Below are 20,857 nucleotides of genomic sequence, written 5' to 3' on the forward strand. Positions count from 1 at the left end.
GATATGACCGACGAGCCGAACCTTCCTTCTGAACCAGATGCACCAGCCGGTGAGATTTTGCTCTACACCTCGGCGGATGGGAAAGCGCGCGTCGAGTGCCGGTTTGAAGACGAGTCGATCTGGTTAAGTCAGGCGCTCATGGCGGAGCTTTTCGACAAGGATGTTCGCACGATCAATGAGCATCTGAAGAATCTTTATGAGGAAGGCGAATTGTTCCCAGAGGCAACTATCCGGAAATTCCGGATAGTTCGTCGCGAGGGGGAACGGGATGTCACTCGGAATATCGATCACTATAATCTGGAAGCGATTGTTGCAGTCGGGTTTCGGGTGCGCTCCACACGCGGCACAGATTTCCGACGCTGGGCGAATGCGCGACTACAGGAATACCTTGTCAAAGGCTTCACCATGGATGACCAGCGGCTGAAAAATCCGCCGGTTGATGGTTCGGGTATTCCTGACTATTTTGACGAGCTATTGGAGCGCATTCGCGATATCCGGGCGAGCGAACGCCGGGTGTATTTGCGGGTTCGGGAAATCTTTGCGTTGGCGGCGGATTATAGCTCCAGTGCGGACGATACGACACGCTTTTTCCAGACCATCCAGAACAAGCTTCATTTTGCGGCAACCGGCAAAACAGCGGCGGAAATCATTGCAAGCCGGGCGGATGCTGGCGCGCCGAATATGGGGCTGACGAACTGGAAGAACTCACCGGATGGCCAGATTATCAAATCAGATGTGTCGACGGCGAAGAATTATCTCAGCCAGGACGAAATTACAGGCCTGAACCGGATTGTAGTCATGTGGCTCGACTTTGCGGAAGATCAGGCCGAGCGCCGCAAACAGGTGTTCCTGAAAGACTGGGAAACCAAGCTCGACGAGTTTCTGAAGTTCAATGATCGTGACGTGCTGACAAACGCCGGGAACATATCGCACAAGCAGGCGAAGAACAAAGCTGAAGCCGAATATGAGGTGTTCGCAGTGACGCGCCGGAAATTGCTGGAAGCCGAGGGCGAGAGAGCTATTCGTGGTGTGCTGGAAGCCGAAGCGAAGGCTTTGCCAAGCCCGAAGAAGAAGCCGAAAAAATGACAACCCAGACTGAAGCCCAACTTGAAAACGCTCTGATTGATCAGTTGCAAACGCTGGGCTGGGACCGGGTGATTATACCCGATGAGACGGCACTGATTGCGAACCTGAAAAGCCAGCTGGAAAAACATAACAAACTGACGCTTTCAGATGGCGAGTTCACGCAGATCCTGAACACGCTGGCGAAAGGCAATATCTTTCAGAAGGCGAAAACGCTTCGAGAGAAAATCGGCTTTAAGCGCGATGATGGCTCGAACGGCTATATCGAGCTGATCAATCAGGTGCATTGGTGCAAGAACCAGTATCAGGTGACCAATCAGGTCACCATGACGGGCACGTATACAAACCGGTATGACGTGACCTTGCTGGTGAATGGCTTGCCGCTGGTTCAGATCGAGCTGAAGCGGCGCGGCCTTGAGATGAAAGAGGCGTTTAACCAGACAAACCGATATCACCGGCATTCGATGAGCGCTGGGAAAGGGCTGTTCAACTATGTGCAGCTGTTCGTCATATCGAACGGCGTGAACACAAAGTACTTCGCCAACGCGCCGGTGCAAAAGCGTGATTTCAAACAGACCTTTTTCTGGACCGACGTCGACAATAAGAAAATCAGCGCGCTTTCAGAATTTGCAACGGTGTTTCTGGAGAAGTGCCAACTTTCAAAGATGATCACGAAATACGTGGTTCTGAATGAGAGCGACAAGTTTCTCATGGCGCTGCGGCCTTATCAGTTCTACGCGGTGGAAGCGATTGTCGACCGTATGAACACCACCAATAAGAACGGCTATATCTGGCACACGACGGGATCAGGCAAAACGCTGACCAGCTTCAAGACAGCGCAAATTCTGACGCAGAGCCCGAAAGTGCATAAGGTTGTGTTTGTCGTCGACAGGAAAGACCTCGACTATCAGACCATCAAGGAATTTAATTCCTTTCAGGAAGGCAGTGTCGACGGCACGAACAATACCGGAAGCCTGGTGAAACAATTCGCGGATGACACGCCGCTGATTGTCACCACGCTGCAAAAGCTCAATACGGCCATCAGCCGGGAGCGGCACCTTTCGAAAATGGATGCGCTGAAAGACAAGCGCATGGTGTTCATTTTCGACGAATGTCACCGAAGCCAGTTCGGCGACACGCATAAGCGGATCACCGAGTATTTCGGCAATGTGCAGATGTTCGGGTTTACTGGCACGCCAATCTTTGCCGAGAACGCGGCCAAGAATGCACTGGGCAAACGCACGACCAAAGACCTGTTTGGTGAGTGCCTGCACAAATACGTCATCACCGACGCGATCCGCGACGAGAATGTTCTGAAATTCATTATCGAGTATATCCGAACCTTCAAGGCGAAAGACCAGATTGAAGAGATTGAAGTCGAAGCGATCAATTCAGCGGAAGTTATGGAAGCGCCAGAACGGTTGGAGAAGATCACCGATTACATTCTGGCCAATCATGACAGGAAGACGCATTCAAAGGAATACACGGCGATCATGGCTGTGCCGAATGTGAAAACGCTCTGCAAATATTACGAGCTGTTCCGTGCGAAGAAGGAAGCTGGCGAACACAATCTCAGGATCGGCACCATCTTCACCTATTCCGCCAATGAAGAAGATGACGACGCGGACGGCGTGCCGGATGATAGCAAGCCGCAAAACAAGCACAGCCGGGAAAAGCTCGACGAGTATATTCGCGACTATAACGCCGAGTTTAAAACCAATTTCGGCACAGATAATTTCTATGGCTATTACAAGGATATCGGAAAGCGCGTCCGGGAGCGCGAAATCGATATCCTGCTGGTCGTGAACATGTTCCTGACGGGCTTCGATTCAAAGCCGCTCAACACAATCTATGTCGACAAGAATTTGAAATTCCACGGACTCTTGCAGGCTTATTCCCGGACCAACCGGATTTATGGAAGCAAGAAGAGCCAGGGCAATGTCGTTTGTTTCAGGGATCTGAAGAAGGATACCGACAAGGCGCTGGAGCTGTTCGCCAACAAGACGCCAACGGAAGAAATCGTTCTTGCTCCGTATGAGGATTATGTTGCGAACTTCAACGAAGCGCTGGCCATGCTGGACGCCATTGCGCCAACGGTTGAGAGTGTCGACGATCTGCTAACAGAAGAGGATGAGGCAAAGTTTATTCAGGCCTTCCGCGCGCTCATGCGGATCAAGAACGTCATGGAATGCTTTTCCGGGTTTTCCTTTGACGATCTGGACATGGATGAACAGACCTTCGCGGACTATCGCAGTAAATATCTCGACCTTTATGAGAAGGTCAAAAGCGATAACGCGAAAGAGAAGGTTTCAATTCTCGACGATATCGATTTCGAGATTGAACTGATCCGCCGCGACCGCGTGAATGTGAGCTATATCATCACGCTGTTGCAGAACATGAAGGACGCCAAGCCAGAAGACCAAGCGAAGATCCGCAAGACCATTCTCGACGTTATGGATACCGAAGCCCAGCTTCGCAGCAAGAAAGAACTTATCGAGCAATTTATCAGCGTTCACTTTGCCGGTTTGAGCCCGGAGGATGACGTCGGAGACGCATTTGAAACGTTCTGGAATGAAGAGCGCGAGAAAGCTGTTGCGGCTTTGAGTGACGAAGAGGGCCTCGACAAAGACGGCCTCGAAAAAGTCATCGGCGATTATCTATTTACAGAGAAGCCGCCATTGAACGATGATGTGATTAAACTGATGGCCGAGCGGCCTAAACTGCGCGAGCGCCGTACGGTGGCTACACGTATTATCGACAAAATTACAGGCTTTGTTGAAACGTTTATCGACGGGGTGGATTGATCAGGATCAATTTCTTTTGGGGGCTAAATATGACAACAAATGAGACCGATTCTAGGAAACTGAGCGAACTTAGAGAACGAGTAGGCTTTGCAATGCAGGCCGGAAAAATTACGGCTGCTCAACAGCTTGCCATTTTAGAACATTCTCGCCAGATCGAGGAACAAGAAGGTATCGTTTCTGCTATACGGAAACTCCAGAACTCTATAGAGGCGATAGAGTCTGGAAATTGGAGTTGAGGGAATCCTGCAGTTAACGTCTTAAAATCTAATGTGTGGGTATTTTTGTTGGTATCAAAATTTTTTAAAGTCGATAAATTTACACTTTTCAGTGTATTAGGTCGGTAAATCGAGTCCTCTTAACCGCACCAACCCTTTCTCCGGTGTAGTCCGAAATCATCCAAAAAACTGAACTAAATCAATCGATAACGCCTGTTTTCCGGCTTGTCGTTATCCGGACTCGTACGATGTGATCCGGTTGTATCCGGGCAATTTGTTGGTACATTTGTTGGTATATTTCGTTCGAGTCCCAGTTTTTCAGGGAGTCGATACCCACACCTGAAAAGGGCCCGGATACATGAAGCTTTCCGACATAAAAGTCAGGAATCTCAAGGCACAAGACAAAGCCTATAAGCTTTTCGACGGTGAGGGGCCTTATATTCATGTGATGCCCAACGGTTCAAAGCTTTGGCGGATGGCGTATACCATCTTCAAGAGATCAACTTTTATCGATCAACCGTTTTACGGTTCTTTGCGCGGTTTTGACGCCAGATGGTCTCACGCGCAGTCGCAGGAGCGGTTCCTTTAGTTCTTGATTATAGCCAGCCACCGCTTTTAGCTGCAAAAAAAATCGAACTGGGAACATTATGAATCTTGATTTCACGGCTGCCGATAAGGCGTTCAGAGACGAAGTCCGCGCTTTTCTTGAGGAAAATCTGACGCCGGAACTTGCTGCCGCCGGGCGCAAGGCGACCAGCGTCTTCATCGAGCCCGAATATACCCTGGTATGGCAGGCCAAGCTGAATGAGCGAGGCTGGGTCGCGCCGCATTGGCCGAAAGAGTATGGCGGACCCGGTTTTACCGAAACACAAAAGGCGATTTTTGCGGCGGAGTTTGCGGCGGCTGGCGCGCCATCGCTTTCACCAATGGGGCTTTCCATGGTGGGGCCGTGTATTATCGGATACGGCACGCCGGAACAGAAAGCCTGTTATCTGCCGCGCCTTCTCAATGGCGAGGATTACTGGTGTCAGGGATATTCCGAGCCGGGATCAGGTTCTGACCTTGCCTCGCTTCAGCTGAAAGCCGAACGCGACGGCGATGATTACGTGCTGAACGGCACGAAGATCTGGACCACCCACGCCCATCACGCCAATAAAATGTTCTGCCTTGTCCGTACACGGACCGAAGGTAAGCCGCAGACGGGCATCACCTTCCTGCTTCTGGATATGAAGACGCCGGGCATCAAGGTTGATCCGATCCGGACGATGACGGGCGAACACGAGTTCAACCAAGTCTTCTTTGATGATGTGCGTGTACCGGTATCGGGGCGTCTGGGTGAAGAAAATGATGGTTGGACAGTCGCAAAATATCTTCTCGAATTTGAACGCGGCGGCGGCACATCGGCGGGTGTGAAGGCTGCGCTCGATCGTCTGCGCCGCTATCGCATCATGAAAGGCATTGATGATCCGATCCTTGCGAAGAAGCTGGAGCAAGTGTCGATCAAAGTTGAAGCTCTGCTGATGACCGAGCACCGAATCGTTGCCTCGCTGAGTGCGGGTGCGTCGCCGGGACCTGCTGCATCTATCCTGAAGGCGCAGCGCACTGAGCTGATGCAGGAAGTGGATGAGATCGGCATTGAAATGGCTGGTATCTTTGCGGGTGTCTATGAACCGGCAAGCTGGCTGCCAACGCCGAATGTAACGCCTGTTGGTCCTGATGAGCTTGCGGTTGCTATGCCGCGTTATCTGAACGATCGCGCCGCCTCTATCTATGGTGGCTCGAACGAAGTTCAGCGCAATATCGTCGCGAAGGCGGTACTACGGCTTTAGCCGCGCCGCCAGAGTTTTAGGGTTGTTTATGGTGACCCCGACAGGATTCGAACCTGTGACCTACGGATTAGGAATCCGTTGCTCTATCCTGCTGAGCTACGGGGCCAGTCGACCGGTTTTGACTACTCCGAAACGGCACGGCTCTCAAGCGGGATGAGAAGAGTCAGGAATCTCGCCCCAAACCCCTTGCCAGACCGGCACCTTTCCAGTAGAAGCCGCCCCTTGAGTTTCCATAACACCAGTTTCTAAGACGACGGAATTCGACCGATGAAAAGCGAAGGCCACCCAGATTACCACACGATCACTGTCGTGATGACGGACGGTACTGAATATCAGACGCGCTCTACTTACGGCAAAGAGGGTGACAAGCTCCAGCTTGATATCGACCCGAAAACCCACCCGGCATGGACAGGCAACACGTCCAACCTCATGGACCGTGGTGGTCGTGTGTCTCGCTTCAAAGACAAGTTCAAAGGCTTCGTCAAATAAGCGACCCGTCTACCGACGAGATTTTAAGAACCCGCTGGATATTCCGGCGGGTTTTTTATTTGCGCTACAAGCCTTGCGTGGTCCGCGGAACGCTGCGCACAATTGCAAATATTTGAACTTTTGTTGGACTCCGAGATTGTGATTTTGAGCCGCTATGGTCGATAATCCGATAGATAGAGCACCCGATGAAGCCGCATCCGTGCTTCAGGCTATTCTCGACACGACCGTGGACGGGCTAATTACGATCGACGTGCACGGTCGAATTCTGTCCTTCAACAAAGCGTGCGAGGCGATTTTTGGCTATCAGGCGTCCGAAGTTATGGGGCAGAATGTTTCCTGTCTCATGCCGCAGCCCTATCGTGAAGAGCATGATGGATATCTTGAGCGCTATCATGACGGCGGTGAGGCGAGCATTATTGGTAAGGGCCGCGAAGTGCGCGGGCTGCGCAAAGACGGATCCACATTTCCGTTAGATCTTGCCGTCGCGAAGGTCGAAGTTGAAGGACGCATCCTTTATAGCGGGATTGTGCGTGACATCACTGAGCGTAAACAGGCTGAAGCGAAAATCCTTTTACAGAATGAAGAGCTTGGCCGGTTTGCCTACATGGCGTCCCATGACCTTAAGGAGCCTCTGCGCAGTATCGAAGCCTTTGCTGAACTCATTGCACTGGATTACGCAAATACGCTCGATGATAACGGACGCGAATATTTCGATATGCTGATGGCCGCAGCAGACCGGATGCGGGCGGTGGTTGATGATGTGCTGGAATATTCCCGGCTCGAAACGGAGCAGACGAACACGGAGGTGTTTGACGCCGGGGATGTGATCCGGCAATTAAAAAGCGAGTTTCGTGATCGTCTGGAACGGACTCAAGGCGAGATCAGTATGGCTGATCTGCCACGGCTAAAAGGCGACCGTATCCGGTTCTACCGTCTCTTGCAGAACCTGTTTTCTAACGCATTGAAATACTACCCATCCGAGCGGAGGCCGAAAATAACTGTCTCGGCATCGCTGCACGGAGCTTATTGGCAATTCGAGGTCCAGGATAACGGTATCGGGATTGCGTCTGAATATTATTCAGTTGTATTTGAAATGTTCAAACGGCTCCATACACGTGATGCATACTCCGGTACGGGAATTGGCCTCGCCATTTGCCGCCGCATTGTCGAGAGCTGGGAAGGTGAGATTTGGATCAAGCCGGCCCCTGAAGAAGGCTGCGTCTTCTGTTTTACATTCCCTGCAACGACAGGTATGATTTCGGGTGAGGGGATATAATAGATTGTTTTTCAGATGAAAAAGATACTACTTGTCGAAGATAATCCAGCAGACGTGCTTCTGACACTACGTGTATTCGCGCAAGCGAATATCGAAGCAGAAATTGTCGTTGCTGAGGACGGGGTGGTGGCGCTCGAGATGCTGGCAGAACCAGAGGCTATGGAACCTGTTCTTATACTTATGGACATCAATATGCCCCGCAAGAACGGGAAGGATGTTCTGAAGGAAATTAAAGCGACGACCCGTTTTCGTCATATCCCCGTTGTTATGCTTACAACATCAGATGCACGTGATGACATCCGCGAGTCCTACGAAAACTATGCGAGTGGTTACATCGTGAAGCCGGCTCGCCTCGGAGAATTCATGAAAGCAGTGCAGACTCTGAAAAATTTCTGGTTTGAAACGGTTACGCTGTTATCCGGCGACTGATAAAGCGCGGTTATTTGCGCCAGACCGACAACGGGTCGAACACACCAGAGTTTGCCGCGTCCTGCAGAGCCTGAAGCTGGCTCGTTACCGCATTGATGGCTGGCTCTTCAGGTTCATCAAAAATCATTTCGTCCAGACGGTGCAGACGGTCGAACAGATCTTTGGCACGGTCGACCAGCTCAAGAAGCTCGGCTGGCAGTTCAGGGTTCTGACGGGCTGTGAAGGCATTTATGGACGAGTCTTCCAGGCGGAAACGGGCTTCGGACGCTTCCTCCACGGTCATGTCACCTTCCTGCACAGCGCGCTGAACCACCAGCCAGCTGGCAGCCTGCATCAGGCGCGTCGTCATTTCCATGGAAACGGTTGCGTAAGAAAGAGAGGCTTCACGAGACAGCTGGCGGGAGGCATCACGGCCTTCGCCATCCAGATAGCTGGCGGTTTCTTCAACGAGACCCATGCCGTCCGCAAAGAGTTTCCGGAACATCTCAGACGAGGCAAATTTCAGCATGCGCTCGCGAACACCGGGCGTTACAGGCTGTGGTTTCGTAGAGGAATCTTTCGTCATGGTCTCGTCCCGTCGAATCGCTCGTCTTTACGCGTCGCGCCATTATGACCTTTCTGATCGATTAAAGGGTTAACCGATATTGTGGTCATCTCAAGGCGTTGTCGCTAATGAATACACTTTCGATAATGTATTCATATTCCGTGCCGTTCCGCGATCCTGTGCTTCAAGTTTCAGGCGTGATCTGCCCTGACCACTGGCGTAATGCACGTAGATCTCGCGGTCTGAGGCGATGATCTGCTCATCGCTTTGGTGTTTCGCATTCGCCGTATCGGCGGGAGTTGCTGCATTAGGCAGCAAAAGGGCGATGACCTTATTGCCAGGCGCGTCCGGGAACGGGTTGTTCTCGCAAATTGCTTTGACGTCTGCAGCGCTACGCATGATCACACCAACCGGCTTTCCGCCATAGCTTTCCAGTTTTTGTTCCAGTATGGCGCAGGCTTCGTCGGCATTTTTCTCACTTTCGAACACCAGATTGCCGCTCGCGATATAGGTGCGTGGATTTTCAAACCCCGCTTCATCACACATAGCGCGAAGCGTCTCCATAGGCAGCTTACCGGTGCCGCCGACATTGACTGCGCGCAAAAAGGCGATGTGCGTTGCCAAGCCGGTCAGCTCTTATCGCCAAAGCTGAACATGGCGTCGGCAGCAGATTTAGCGTCGCCCTTCTTTTCGATGGCCGCTTCGCAGAGGGCGATCTCGGCTTTCAGTTCCGTGATCCGGTCACGCAGGTCATCAACCGACATATCGTCGAGGTCGCGAAGAAGTTTCGGATCGGGTGCTTGTTCCTGGTCACTCATTGCGCCACTCTCCTCCAAAATTCTGTAAGGTTACATGGGAAGAAAATATGACCCTAACAATGCGCGCTGTTGAAGTCCAAGACGATCAGTCACTGAAAATTGTCGAGCTGCCACGGCCTGAGCCGCAGGGCGCCGAAGTGCTGATCCGGATTGAAGCGTTCGGGGTGAACCGCGGTGATCTGCTTCAGCGGATTGGTCGTTATCCGTCTCCTCCGGGTGCATCTCCTCTGATGGGGCTGGAAGCCTGCGGTGTGGTTGAGGCGGTTGGCCCTGCAGCAGACCGCTGGTCTGTTGGTGACAAGGTTTGCGCGCTTCTGCCGGGCGGTGGCTATGCCAGCTATGCTGTGGCGGACTCTGGTTCCTGCCTGCCACTGCCGGAGGGCCTCACCTTTGAACAGGGCGCGAGCCTGACCGAGACCATGATGACGGTCTGGACCAATGTGTTCGATGTCTGCGCGTTGCAGCCGGGCGAAACCTTCCTTGTACATGGCGGCACAAGCGGCATTGGCGTGTCCGCGATCCAGATGGCCCGACAGCATGGCTGTAAAGTTCTCACGACGGCGGGGTCTGCAGCCAAATGCGCGGCGGCAGAAACCTTCGGCGCGCATCGCGCAATCAATTACCGCGAGGAAGACTTTGCAGCGGTCGTCAAAGAAGAGGGCGGCGTTGATGTCATCCTCGATATGGTCGGCGGCGACTATGTCGCGAAGAATATTGCGAGCCTCAACAAACTCGGTCGCCTCGTAAACATTGCTTACATGAACGGCCCGCAGGTGGATGTGAATCTTCTGCCTGTCATGCTGAAGCGCCTGACGATCACCGGCTCCACCCTGCGTGCCCGCACACCGGAAGAAAAACGGCAGGTGCGCGACGGCGTGGAAAACCAGTTCTGGCACATGATAGCCGAGGATAAGATCAATCCTGTGGTTTATAAGGTCTTCCCAATGGAAGAGATCGAAGCGGCCCACGAACTGATGAAATCATCAGAGCATATCGGGAAAATCGTGGTGAAGACGACTTAGTCTGCGCTTTGCTTGCGTGTTTTCTTTGCATTCGGCGCGAATAATCACTATAATGATCGCAACGACAATTTCCCTATAGGAAAACCCCGTCGCCCGGCCAGTGTGCCGGGCGTACGTGTTTTAAGGAGTATTCACATGGCCAATATCCTGATGCCGAAAGCGACGGCTGTATGGCTCATTGATAACACGACGCTCACTTTCAAGCAGATTGGTGACTTTTGCGAGCTGCACCACCTTGAAGTTCAGGGCATTGCAGACGGCGATGTTGCGCAGTCCATGCGCGGTGTTGACCCTGTTGCGCGCGGCGAGCTGACCCGCGAAGAAATTCGCAAGGGCGAGGCTGACTCTAACTACAGCCTGAAAACGATCGAGCATAAAGTCGACAAGATCGTTACCCAGCAAAAGCGCAAAGGCGCCCGCTACACGCCAATCTCCCGTCGTGGTGATCGCCCGAACGCGATTGCGTGGTTCCTCTACCACCACAAGGAAGTGTCCGACGCGCAGATTTCTAAAATCATCGGCACGACCAAAGCGACAATCAACGCTGTTCGCGACCGTACTCACTGGGACTCAGCGAACATCAAGCCGGTTGACCCTGTAACGCTTGGCCTTTGCACGCAGATCGAACTCGACGACCTGATCTCCAAAGCCTCTGAAAAGCGTCGCAAGATGGACGAAGAAGCTGGTATCACGAACGATCAGGGCCTTGCTCCGATCGAGAATGAAGCGCCTGAGGAAGAAGACACAGAGCGTACGTCTGGCGAAGGTCTGACAGCTGAGAACCTCTTCAATCTGAAATAATCTGACCGCGCGCCGGTTCGCCGCGAGCGGTTTTTCGGACAAGACAATCAAACAGGCGGCTCTATAATGGGCCGCCTGTTTTGCGTTTAGGGTTTCCGATCATGTGGATGGCGCCGATAGCTGGGGTTTTGCGTTTGCGCCGCTTTGTGCAGGCCTACCGGCATGTGCTTTCGGGATTTTACACCGTTATCTTTATCCTCATGGTGGCCATCTGGGCGGGGTTTGATCTCTGGCTGAATGATGGGCATATGCGGGAAGTCACAGGCATCGCGATGTTTTACCCGCTTCTCTATGTGGGTTGGACGGTTTTACGTGATGTGGTGACCTATCTATGGAACGGGCTGGTCTGGTGTGTGCAGCGCCTCGACGCGATGGTGCGTAAACGTCACTGACCAAAACGTCATACCGCCTCTGGCCGCATGAGACGGGCGGCCTAATTCATCGGCATGACTGAACTCTTCACTGATACCCACACTGTTTCGTTTCGTCCCACCCGAAAAGCAGGGCTTGAGCAGCTTGAGCATTTTGCGCCGCGCATGGGCCGCCATTATGCGCAGAACCGAAATGCCGATCTTGGCCCCGGTGAGCGCACGAACGTGTCGGCTTTGTCTCCATGGATCAGAACGCGGCTCGTGCTGGAAGAAGAGGTCGCGCGGAAGGCTTTAGACGGGTTCCTTTACGCCTCAGCTGAAAAGTTTCATCAGGAGATCTGCTGGCGGTCCTATTTCAAAGGGTGGATGGAGCACAGGCCATCCGTCTGGCAGGCGTATCTGGAGCGGCGGGACGAACACCTCTCCGCATTGTCGGGCAATGCGGGTCTGCGCAAAGCCTATGACGAAGCGGTCAGCGGGCGAACCGGGATTGCCGGCTTCGATAACTGGGCGCGCGAACTTGTCGAAACGGGCTATCTGCACAACCATGCCCGCATGTGGTTCGCCTCCATCTGGATATTCACCTTGAAACTTCCATGGGAGCTCGGCGCGGACTTCTTCCTGAAACATCTGATGGATGCTGACCCGGCATCCAACACACTGTCCTGGCGCTGGGTTGGCGGGCTGCACACGCGTGGCAAGACTTATCTGGCCCGTAAGGATAATATTGAAAAGTACACCGATGGACGGTTTTCGCCTTCGGGCCTCGCGCAGGACGCAACGCCGCTTGAAGGATTTGAAAATCCGTCTCCGCGCTGGCCGGACCTGCCCGCCGGGAAAGCCAAAGGCCGAACCGGCCTCCTGCTGACCGAAGAGGATATGCATCTCGCCTCGCTGGCCTCTGGCATTGAAGACCTTGTCGCGGTCGCCGGTTGCGTCTTCCCGGATGCGCGGTCTCCATCTGGTGCGGGGGAGCAGGCAAAGCGGTTTGCGCAAGGCGCGCTGGATGATGTTTTACGCCGCGCCATGGAGCGCATGTCGCTTCCAGCACGAAAGCTGAGTGCGGACGACTTTATTCAAGTGACCGTCGAGTGGGCGCTTGAGACCAAAATGGATACCGTCGCTACGGGGTACGCACCGGTCGGCTGGGTTCGCCCAAAACTGAATGCGCTGAAAGATGCGCTTTCCGAACACGACATCCAGCTCGTAGAGATTGTGCGTGATTGGGACCGCTTGTTCTGGCCGCACGCCACAAAAGGCTTCTTCCCGCTCAAGAAGCAGATTCCGGAGGTCTATGCAGAGCTGGGCATGCCAGTCTGATCTTGGAACTCATGCCAGAGCTACCCATTTCACTTCCATGAGTGACACAGATATCAAACGAGAGCCGCGTGGCTCCGGAGAGCAATATGTTCTGATGGTGGACGGCCACAAGGCTGTGCTGACCTTTGAGGACGTAGAAGGCGACAAACGCATCACTGACCATACTCTGGTGCCACGGGAGCTTGGCGGACGCGGTATTGGCAAGAAGCTCGTTGCGCGCGCCGTAGAAGATGCGCGCTCCGAGGGGAAGTCTATCGTCCCGACTTGCTGGTTTGTGAAACAGCAGATTGACCGGAACGAAAACTGGCAGGACGTGCTTGCCTGAGCACTACATCCGCATACGGATGTGTTTCCAGTCATCGGCGGTCATTTCCCAGACAAGTGACTGACGCGTTTGCCTGTTCGGGCCCTTGCTCGTGACCTCACCCATACGCGTCATGCCCATGGCATCGATCAGCTTGATCGAACGGATATTGTCATGCGCTGCGGTAAAGCAGAGCCGGTGAACGCCAAGCGTTTCGAATACGAAATCTATGCTGCGGAAAATGCCGTCACGGCCACGGCCGCTTGATTGTTGGTCAGGATGAGTGGCGCCGCCAAATTCTGCGGCTGACCAGTTTGGCCAGATGGTGAAATCGAAATACCCGGTGACGCTGCCAGTCTCATCAAAGCTGGCCAGCATGAAGCCTTCACCCTTTGCTTGAGCCTCTGCCTTGCGCTGGATATGGCGCAGCACACTGTCCTTGGTGACGGGTTTCTCGACCGTGTAGATCGGGTCTGAGACGTCCGGTAACGCGAAGAAATCATACATCGCGTCCAGATCGTCTTCGGTCACGATACGGGCATTCCCATCTGGGCGCTGAAACTCAGTCACCTTACGCACACGATCCCTGATCTTGTCTTCAGTTTTCGGGCTGACGATTTCTCTCGTGACCGGAATGGACATGAATACACCTCTATAGTGCTAACAGTTTTGTGCAGAGACGCGTTGAACGCAATCGGATATGTTTCTCCGCAGATCGGGGGAATTGGACATGCAGTTTTGTGAAATCGAAGCGCGTGCCGCCGAAAAGCATGGACGCGAGGCGCTGGAAGACAGGCTGAGCCCTGTGGTCAGTGCGATGGAGATTGAAGCCATACCTGCCGACCGGTTCCTCTCTGAAGCGACTAAGGTCATTTTTCAGGCCGGGTTTTCATGGTCCCTCATTGATAAGAAATGGCCGAACTTCGAGGCCGCGTTTGAAGGTTTCGATGTACATCGCTGGTCCATGATGGGCGAGGAAGACCTTGATCGCTTGCTCAAGACGGACGGCATTGTCCGAAATGCGGGTAAGCTCCTCAGTGTCGGGAAGAACGCGCTGTATTTTCGGGACATTATAACTGAGCACGGAGGCGTGGGAGCTTTCTTTGCCAGCTGGAAACCGGAAGACTTCTTTGAAAACCTCTCAGCGATGCAGAAACGGACAAACCGGCTCGGCGCGAAAACCGGTCAGATTTTTCTGCGGCGCATGGGTGTGGAATCTGTCGTCCTCTCTAATGATGTCGTGAAGGCACTCATTGGCGCTGGTATCGTCGCAAAAGCGCCGACCGCGAAGAGAGACCTTGCAAGTGTTCAGGCTGCTCTGAACGACTGGCGCGAAGAATCGGGTAGAAGTCTCTCGCAGATCAGCCAGATTCTGGCACTATCGGTTTGATGTGAAGACTTTCAATGTAGTCATCGACAATTAACCCAACTCTGTAAAATATACCCGAGTTCTGAAAGCAGGGCCGGGTTGTGTATGACGGGCAGTAAGCTCAAAGAAAAATTTACGTGGTTCTTCCGTATGACGGAAGAAGACCATCGCGCATCCGAAGCGCTCGGTGCTGTTCTCGTTAAAGATCTTGTATTTCGCATCGGTATTGAACTTGTTTTGGTCGTCTTATGGGCTCTGTGCGGGCAGGTCGAATTTGCGCTGATCTGGCTTGCACTGGTTGTTCCGGCGGAGTTCGGCGAGGTAGTTCTTGAACAGCTGAAGAAGCGGGATAAGAACCCGGGCGATGGGTATCTGTACGGCCAGTTTTTTGTCTCTTTGTTTGGCGGCGGAACATGGGCTGGCGGCGGTGTTTATCTCTGGAGCACTGGCGATATTGTCCTGATGGCGAGCGGCCTTTTGATGGTTGTTGGGGTCACAGCGCATGTAACTTTCAAGTATTCTGACTGGATCAAGGGCGCGATTGTCGCCGCTATACCACCTTTGACAGGTTTGCTCGCGCTCGCGCTCCTGCCAATGCCGTTTGTGATAACTGTACCGGAACGTATCCTTATCATCGTCGCGATCGGTGGGCTCATCTATTATATGCTCATAGTCGCGGTGGCGGATGTTCAAAAGCAGATCAAATTGAAACAAGCCCTCGCGGCGGCATCCGAGGCGAGCCGTACCAAGTCTATTTTTCTCGCAAATATGAGTCATGAAATCCGTACACCGATGAATGGCGTTCTTGGTATGGCTGAAATGCTGGGGCGGACACAGCTTGATGGCAATCAAAAGGAAATGGTGTCGGTAATCCGTTCATCAGGTGATGCACTGATCGGTGTCATTGATGATATTCTGGACCTTTCCAAAATCGAAGCAGGTCATCTGGAACTCGATCATCAGGCCTTCTGGGTGCATGATCTTGTGCGCAATCTGGTGATTACTTCTGAACTCAGCGCGCATGCCAAAGGCCTTGAATTCCGCCTCGTCTGGAATAAAGAAGAGCCGCTTTGCCTTGAGGGCGACGTGCTAAGGCTTCGCCAGATTGTCGGCAATCTTCTCTCCAATGCGATCAAGTTCACCGAAGATGGCGTTGTGACTCTTAACGTCAGGGCGGATGTCCTTGAGGATAAGGGCGTTTGTGGGCTGTCCTTTGCAGTGGCCGATACTGGTTCTGGCCTGAGCGATGCAGATCAGGCGCGCATTTTCGAGCCGTTTGTGCAGGTCGATGATTCACTCAGCCGCCGTCATGGCGGGTCTGGTCTTGGGCTCTCTATTTCGCACCGGATTGCCGCCATGATGAATGGCTCTCTCGGTGTGCGCAGCAAAAAGGGCGAGGGCGCGGAGTTCTCCTTCTTCTGCGAACTGCCTCTGGCTGATGACTGCGAAACGGCAAGCGAGATCGACATTGAAGACATGTCAGGTGATGTGGAGGCGACCCATGGTCATCGCCCGCGTATTCTTGTCGCTGAAGATCATGCTCACAACCGCCGTGTTCTGCAGCTCATGCTCGCAACTATGAGCGTGGATGTCTGCTTCGTGGAAGACGGACGTCAGGCTGTTGATGCTTATGAGAATGGCGAGTTTGACCTTCTCCTTCTGGATATCCAGATGCCGGAACTTACCGGCGTTGAAGCCCTTCACGAGATTCGCCGTATTGATGCTGAACGCCGGCGTCAGGTCGTGCCGGCTCTGGCGCTCACTGCGAATGCCATGAAACACCAGGTCGACGAGTATATCGAGGCAGGCTTTAACGGCCACGTCGCTAAGCCGATTGTCGTCGAGACCCTCGTGAACACAATGAACGATGCTTTGACCAGAATGGGCTGACGCGGCCGCCTGCACGGGGTAGTGTAGGTTGTAACTGCCGGGGGTTTTCCATTGCGTCGCATTGCCCAGTTTGATCTGAACCTGCTTGAAACCTTCGAGGCGATTTACTCTGAAGGTGGTGTGTCGCGTGCTGCGCGGCACCTTAATCTCTCCCAGCCTGCCGTGAGCCACTCTCTGGCGCGGCTGCGTGAAGCTTTCAATGACGAGCTGTTTATCCGTGAAGGGAACAACCTCGTACCGACTGCCATGGCGCGGGATATTATCGGCCCGATCCGTGAGGCCCTACGTAATTTTGGGTTCGCGCTGGCGAGTGCCATGCATTTTGATCCGGCGACCTCCAACCGGTTGTTCCGGGTCGGCATGCGTCTGTCCGGCGAGGCGCCGAACTTTGCCTCTCTGGTGACCCATATGCGCGAGGCGGCACCTGAGGTCCGACTGACCAGTGCGCATTTTGCGAGGCAGGATCTCACCAACCTTCTGGCGAATGGCGATCTGGATCTGGCAATTGATGTCGCCCACAAAGATCGGACCGGCCTGAAGCGGGAATTGCTGCGTCATGACAGCTTCGTCGTCGCCGCGCGTAAGGGGCATCCGGCCATTGGTGAGGCGCTCACGCTTGATACCTATCTCAAGCTTGAACATGTGTTTGCCTCGCCCCGTTCGGTTGGCCTCGGGCATGAGGATGCGGCGCTATCAAGGATTGGCCGCGAACGAAAAATTGCTGTACGCTGCCAGAATGCGATGTCGGCCTGGCAGATTGTCTCGCGGACCGATATGATACTCACACTGTCACGGCGCTATGCAGAGACGTTTCAGGGGCTTGAAGGCAACGAGCTTCATGAACTGCCGCTCAGCCTGCCGTCCGCAGAAGCTTACATGTACTGGCACGAGGCTACAGAGGCCGATCCGGGCCTGATATGGCTAAGAGAGCAGATCAGAGCAGTCATAAACTAATCTTTATAAGCGCTTGTGTCACCCATTCGCCAAAAGAATGAGCTGCATTCAAAAACCGCATTACCAGTTATGGCCTGTGAGCGGCTAAATTCTCCGTCAAAATACGGAGATATCTATGAGCAGCTTTGTTGACCCAAGCCTGAAGATGAATGACCTCGAAATGTCGGAAGCATCCGTTCCGCTGTTTGAGGCCGTGAAGAAACACATTGAAGAGAACGTAAAGCCGATCCAGGAAGAGTATGAAGAACTCGGCCGGACGCTGGAAAACCGCTGGAGCTTCCACCCGCGCCAGCTTGAACTTCTCGAAGGCGCCAAGAACAAAGCCAAAGAGGCTGGCCTCTGGAACTTCTTCCTGCCGGATTCCCCTATCGGTCATGGTATGACGAACCTCGATTATGCCTACATCGCCGCTGAACTTGGCAAAGTGCCGCTTGCGTCTGAATCGCTGAACTGTAACGCGCCGGACACCGGCAATATGGAAGTGCTGCAGCATGTCGGCACACCTGAGCAAAAAGAGAAATGGCTTAAGCCCCTTCTGAATGGTGAGATCCGGTCTGCCTTCGCGATGACAGAGCCGAATGTTGCCTCCTCTGATGCTAAGAACATCTCCACGACGGCGGTTCTGGACGGTGATGAGTGGGTCGTCAACGGCGAGAAATACTACATTTCCGGCGCAGGCGATCCGCGTTGCCGCATCATGATCGTCATGGTCAAAACCAGCCCTGACGCCGAGCCGCACAAACAACAGTCTCAAATTCTCGTGCCACTGCCGCATCCGGGTGTGGAGATTGTCGGCCCGATGCATGTCTTTGGTGAGGACCATGCCCCGCGCGGCCATATGCATCTGCGCTTTAAAGATGTCCGTGTACCGAAAGAGAATATGCTTCTCGGCGAAGGCCGCGGCTTTGAGATTTCCCAGCTGCGCCTCGGCCCGGGCCGTATCCACCACTGCATGCGCACAATCGGTAAGGCAGAACGCGCCCTTGATATGATGGTTGAGCGCGGCCTCTCACGCGAGGCGTTTGGCCAGCCGCTGATCAAGCTCGGCAAAAACCTTGAAACGGTGTCCCGCAACCGGATTGAGATTGAAGCGATGCGCCTCATGGTTCTGAAAGCCGCAAAGGCGATGGATGTGATGGGCAATAAAGAAGCCCGCATCTGGGTCTCCATGGTCAAGGCGATGGTGCCGGAAAAAGCCTGCAAGATCATCGATGACGCGATCCAGATTCACGGCGCGACGGGTATTTCCCAGTGGACCCCGCTGGCCGAGCTTTACACCGATATTCGTCACCTTCGCTTTGCCGACGGTCCGGATGAGGTTCACCACATGGTGGTCGGCCGCGCTGAGCTAAAGCGCCACTAAACACAGGTTTCGCTCTGTGATCTTCACACCCGCGCAGTTCGCTGCGCGGGCTTTTTTTTAGGTCCAGGCGTTTTCAGACGACAGGTCGTCTGGGCCAGAAGCGTGAATTGCGCAGCAATAACGCACTCACGAGTGAAACGAGAACACCAACGGGCGCGATTTCAGTGAATGTGATTGGTAATCGTGTCACTGGATTGCGATAAGTATCCAGAGAAGCTTCGACGGATTGACGATATGTCTCAAGCTCTTCTCCGGTTTTGCCGCTGTTCTCGACCGCGTTCAACAATACCGTTTCATAGGCATTGATGAACTGATAGTCGGTCAGCAAAAGACTGATCTCCCAAGCGATGGCATAGAAGATGCCGGCAACCAGAGTAATGGCGAGCCCCATACCAAATGCGGGTAGGAATTTGATCACCCCACCCTGAGCGATATCGCGATGGCGTTTCATGGCGACGAAGATGAAGATGAAAGCGACCAACATAGCGGTGTAGCCCATCGCCATCATCTGCATCATGCTTGTAGACAACATCTGCTCAGCGGTGGTCCGGGCTGCCGTGAAATACATGAAGAGGCCCGTCAACAGGCCTGAAATCAGACCGGACAGCAAAATTCGTTTCAACATGCGTTCTCCTTTTCTTTATCTGAACACAGGTTTTTGCTGACGCAATCATCGACTTCTGGCGATCACCCAAAGGGGTGATTTTCGTGAAATGCAGATAAATTCAAATAGTTAGTCGAGAATCTCAAGCTCCCGCGCTCTGGCAACGGCTTCTGTGCGGCGGTTTGCTTCCAGCTTTTCAAGCAGACGGGCGATGTGAGTTTTTATCGTATTTGGAGATACGCGTAGTTCAGACGCGATTTCCTTGTTGGATAGCCCTTTGGCGAGTTCCTGAAGCACTTCATATTCACGATCGGAAATACCGAGTGCTGCACGGGCTCTCGGGTTACCCGCTTCAACAGGCTCCGTCGCATCGCGAGAGAAGAGACGGGCCCCCAGCCAGATGCCGAGGCAAAGAAAGATAAAAGCGGCAATCCCGATCTGCCAGTCTTTGCCGCCGTCCAGGGTGTACAAGCCGAAATCCAGCCATTGGATAGCCAGCATCCCACCTGTCAGTATCGTTGCGTACAGCAAAATGGTGGGCAGTGAAAATGGCGCTGCAGTCTTGCGGCGGGATTTTCGGCGCAATGAAAACATTTGGACCTCGACAGAGAACTTAAAGAGTGCGCTAGCACGATGGGATTGTCTACTGGAGGCGGTCTGGCTGGTGAGCGAAACTGGCGAAGTAGTACTATCTCTCTAACGACCGGATTTCATCATAGACGCGTACGGGTAGAATAATGGTGGCCATTGCGGTCACGAGAGACAGGATGATGGTGAAGATGCCTCCGGTGATGGCGCTTGATATGCCGAGGGTTCCGGCAAGCTCCATCAGGAAAAAGACAACCAGCATCAAAATGAGATGGCTGAACAGGCAGAGCAGTATGCCCACAATGTTCTGCCAAACCATTTGCGCGCTACGCTTTGCGGCTTCAAAACCGTAAAGTTCTTCCACGCAGATCACAGGAACGATCAGGATAAGGAAGAAAGAGCCGACAAGCGACAAAAGCAATCCTGGCCCATTTAAACCGGCAATAAACTGCACGGCAAATGCTGGCCATGCAGCGATAAGGAATGCGGTTGAGAAGATATCGCCTTTTCGCACGGCATTCGCGCTAAGCTCGAACACGGCATAGCGCTTGGCAATCAGGCTGACAGATACCACGACAAGGGCAATCAGCGAGGACATGACGGAGACCATTATCGGATGTGGCATGGCGAATAGCCCCCGAAGAATGACTGCTGCAATCAAATCCGGCAGAACAAAGCCGAATATGGTGACGATCGCGACAAGGCCAGGCCGGTAGAGGGGCAGGGTCCAGACGTCTTTGACGACTCTCAGAACATCTATTTTTCCGGTTTGCACGCGTATCCC

General features: G+C 53.4%; 24 protein-coding genes and 1 tRNA gene. 17 read left to right on the forward strand and 8 right to left on the reverse strand.

What is annotated here, in order from left to right:
* Positions 1-3 precede the first annotated feature (3 nt).
* From G523_RS18255 to G523_RS0106185, 5 genes are all read left to right on the forward strand, one after another.
* On the forward strand, positions 4-1,086 hold the full coding sequence (locus G523_RS18255) for a virulence RhuM family protein (RefSeq protein WP_022694162.1): 1,083 nt from the start codon (positions 4-6) through the stop codon (positions 1,084-1,086).
* Positions 1,083-3,887: a type I restriction endonuclease subunit R gene (locus G523_RS0106170; RefSeq protein ID WP_022694163.1), complete on the forward strand. Its 2,805-nt coding sequence runs from the start codon at positions 1,083-1,085 to the stop codon at positions 3,885-3,887. The genes G523_RS18255 and G523_RS0106170 overlap by 4 nt, the downstream gene beginning before the upstream one ends.
* Positions 3,888-3,916: 29 nt before the next feature.
* Positions 3,917-4,123 carry a hypothetical protein gene (locus G523_RS0106175; protein ID WP_022694164.1) on the forward strand — a complete coding sequence of 69 codons (207 nt, stop codon included), beginning with the start codon at positions 3,917-3,919 and terminating at the stop codon, positions 4,121-4,123.
* A gap of 337 nt (positions 4,124-4,460) precedes the next feature.
* Positions 4,461-4,691, forward strand: coding sequence for an Arm DNA-binding domain-containing protein (locus G523_RS0106180; protein ID WP_022694165.1), 231 nt, complete (start codon positions 4,461-4,463; stop codon positions 4,689-4,691).
* Between the two features lie 58 nt (positions 4,692-4,749).
* The gene (locus G523_RS0106185) at positions 4,750-5,931 is read left to right on the forward strand and encodes an acyl-CoA dehydrogenase family protein (RefSeq protein WP_022694166.1); all 1,182 of its coding nucleotides are present in this window, start codon (positions 4,750-4,752) and stop codon (positions 5,929-5,931) included.
* Between the two features lie 29 nt (positions 5,932-5,960).
* On the opposite strand, the gene G523_RS0106190 is transcribed toward G523_RS0106185, so the two are convergent.
* Positions 5,961-6,037, reverse strand: a tRNA-Arg gene (locus tag G523_RS0106190).
* Between the two features lie 161 nt (positions 6,038-6,198).
* On the opposite strand from G523_RS0106190, the gene rpmE reads away from it, so the two are divergent.
* The 3 genes from rpmE to G523_RS0106205 all read left to right on the forward strand — a co-directional run bounded on the left by rpmE (position 6,199) and on the right by G523_RS0106205 (position 8,125).
* A complete protein-coding gene (gene rpmE, locus G523_RS0106195; protein ID WP_022694167.1) occupies positions 6,199-6,420 on the forward strand; it encodes a 50S ribosomal protein L31 in 222 nt (73 codons plus the stop codon).
* Between the two features lie 154 nt (positions 6,421-6,574).
* Complete coding sequence (locus G523_RS18260; protein WP_022694168.1) at positions 6,575-7,696, forward strand: sensor histidine kinase; 1,122 nt, start codon at positions 6,575-6,577, stop codon at positions 7,694-7,696.
* A gap of 15 nt (positions 7,697-7,711) precedes the next feature.
* Entirely contained in the window at positions 7,712-8,125 is a 414-nt protein-coding gene (locus G523_RS0106205) for a response regulator (RefSeq protein ID WP_022694169.1), read from the forward strand.
* Positions 8,126-8,135: 10 nt separating this feature from the next.
* Here G523_RS0106205 and rcdA read toward each other — a convergent pair whose 3' ends face one another.
* The 3 genes from rcdA to G523_RS18270 all read right to left on the reverse strand — a co-directional run bounded on the left by rcdA (position 8,136) and on the right by G523_RS18270 (position 9,487).
* The gene (gene rcdA / locus G523_RS18265; RefSeq protein ID WP_022694170.1) at positions 8,136-8,690 is read right to left on the reverse strand and encodes a protease adaptor protein RcdA; all 555 of its coding nucleotides are present in this window, start codon (positions 8,688-8,690) and stop codon (positions 8,136-8,138) included.
* Between the two features lie 90 nt (positions 8,691-8,780).
* Entirely contained in the window at positions 8,781-9,293 is a 513-nt protein-coding gene (locus G523_RS0106215) for a DUF1697 domain-containing protein (RefSeq protein WP_022694171.1), read from the reverse strand.
* Positions 9,294-9,298: 5 nt separating this feature from the next.
* Positions 9,299-9,487, reverse strand: a complete 189-nt coding sequence (locus G523_RS18270; protein WP_022694172.1) for a DUF1192 domain-containing protein — start codon at positions 9,485-9,487, stop codon at positions 9,299-9,301.
* Between the two features lie 47 nt (positions 9,488-9,534).
* Between G523_RS18270 and G523_RS0106225 the strand changes: the two genes are divergently transcribed.
* The 5 genes from G523_RS0106225 to G523_RS0106245 all read left to right on the forward strand — a co-directional run bounded on the left by G523_RS0106225 (position 9,535) and on the right by G523_RS0106245 (position 13,326).
* A complete protein-coding gene (locus G523_RS0106225; protein ID WP_051134755.1) occupies positions 9,535-10,509 on the forward strand; it encodes an NAD(P)H-quinone oxidoreductase in 975 nt (324 codons plus the stop codon).
* Positions 10,510-10,644: 135 nt separating this feature from the next.
* Positions 10,645-11,310, forward strand: coding sequence for a DUF1013 domain-containing protein (locus tag G523_RS0106230; RefSeq protein ID WP_022694174.1), 666 nt, complete (start codon positions 10,645-10,647; stop codon positions 11,308-11,310).
* A 134-nt stretch (positions 11,311-11,444) separates the two neighbouring features.
* A complete protein-coding gene (locus G523_RS0106235) occupies positions 11,445-11,702 on the forward strand; it encodes a hypothetical protein (RefSeq protein WP_155802600.1) in 258 nt (85 codons plus the stop codon).
* Positions 11,703-11,756: 54 nt separating this feature from the next.
* Positions 11,757-13,001 carry an FAD-binding domain-containing protein gene (locus G523_RS0106240; RefSeq protein WP_022694176.1) on the forward strand — a complete coding sequence of 415 codons (1,245 nt, stop codon included), beginning with the start codon at positions 11,757-11,759 and terminating at the stop codon, positions 12,999-13,001.
* A 37-nt stretch (positions 13,002-13,038) separates the two neighbouring features.
* On the forward strand, positions 13,039-13,326 hold the full coding sequence (locus G523_RS0106245; protein WP_027441507.1) for a GNAT family N-acetyltransferase: 288 nt from the start codon (positions 13,039-13,041) through the stop codon (positions 13,324-13,326).
* 3 nt (positions 13,327-13,329) lie between these two features.
* Here the strand turns inward: G523_RS0106245 and G523_RS0106250 are convergent, their stop codons facing one another.
* Entirely contained in the window at positions 13,330-13,947 is a 618-nt protein-coding gene (locus tag G523_RS0106250; protein ID WP_022694178.1) for a GNAT family N-acetyltransferase, read from the reverse strand.
* Positions 13,948-14,035: 88 nt separating this feature from the next.
* Here G523_RS0106250 and G523_RS0106255 point away from each other — a divergent pair, with 88 nt between their 5' ends.
* From G523_RS0106255 to G523_RS0106270, 4 genes are all read left to right on the forward strand, one after another.
* Entirely contained in the window at positions 14,036-14,695 is a 660-nt protein-coding gene (locus tag G523_RS0106255) for a DNA-3-methyladenine glycosylase I (RefSeq protein ID WP_022694179.1), read from the forward strand.
* 84 nt (positions 14,696-14,779) lie between these two features.
* On the forward strand, positions 14,780-16,564 hold the full coding sequence (locus G523_RS18275) for an ATP-binding protein (protein WP_022694180.1): 1,785 nt from the start codon (positions 14,780-14,782) through the stop codon (positions 16,562-16,564).
* Between the two features lie 51 nt (positions 16,565-16,615).
* Complete coding sequence (locus G523_RS0106265) at positions 16,616-17,518, forward strand: LysR family transcriptional regulator (RefSeq protein ID WP_022694181.1); 903 nt, start codon at positions 16,616-16,618, stop codon at positions 17,516-17,518.
* A 115-nt stretch (positions 17,519-17,633) separates the two neighbouring features.
* Entirely contained in the window at positions 17,634-18,881 is a 1,248-nt protein-coding gene (locus G523_RS0106270) for an acyl-CoA dehydrogenase family protein (protein ID WP_022694182.1), read from the forward strand.
* Between the two features lie 73 nt (positions 18,882-18,954).
* On the opposite strand, the gene G523_RS0106275 is transcribed toward G523_RS0106270, so the two are convergent.
* From G523_RS0106275 to G523_RS0106285, 3 genes are all read right to left on the reverse strand, one after another.
* Positions 18,955-19,506, reverse strand: a complete 552-nt coding sequence (locus G523_RS0106275; protein ID WP_022694183.1) for a DUF4199 domain-containing protein — start codon at positions 19,504-19,506, stop codon at positions 18,955-18,957.
* Between the two features lie 108 nt (positions 19,507-19,614).
* On the reverse strand, positions 19,615-19,986 hold the full coding sequence (locus G523_RS0106280; protein WP_233347267.1) for a response regulator transcription factor: 372 nt from the start codon (positions 19,984-19,986) through the stop codon (positions 19,615-19,617).
* Positions 19,987-20,173: 187 nt separating this feature from the next.
* On the reverse strand, positions 20,174-20,848 hold the full coding sequence (locus tag G523_RS0106285) for a hypothetical protein (protein WP_022694185.1): 675 nt from the start codon (positions 20,846-20,848) through the stop codon (positions 20,174-20,176).
* Positions 20,849-20,857 lie beyond the last annotated feature (9 nt).

It is taken from the genome of Ponticaulis koreensis DSM 19734 (assembly GCF_000420665.1).
Lineage (GTDB): Bacteria > Pseudomonadota > Alphaproteobacteria > Caulobacterales > Hyphomonadaceae > Ponticaulis > Ponticaulis koreensis.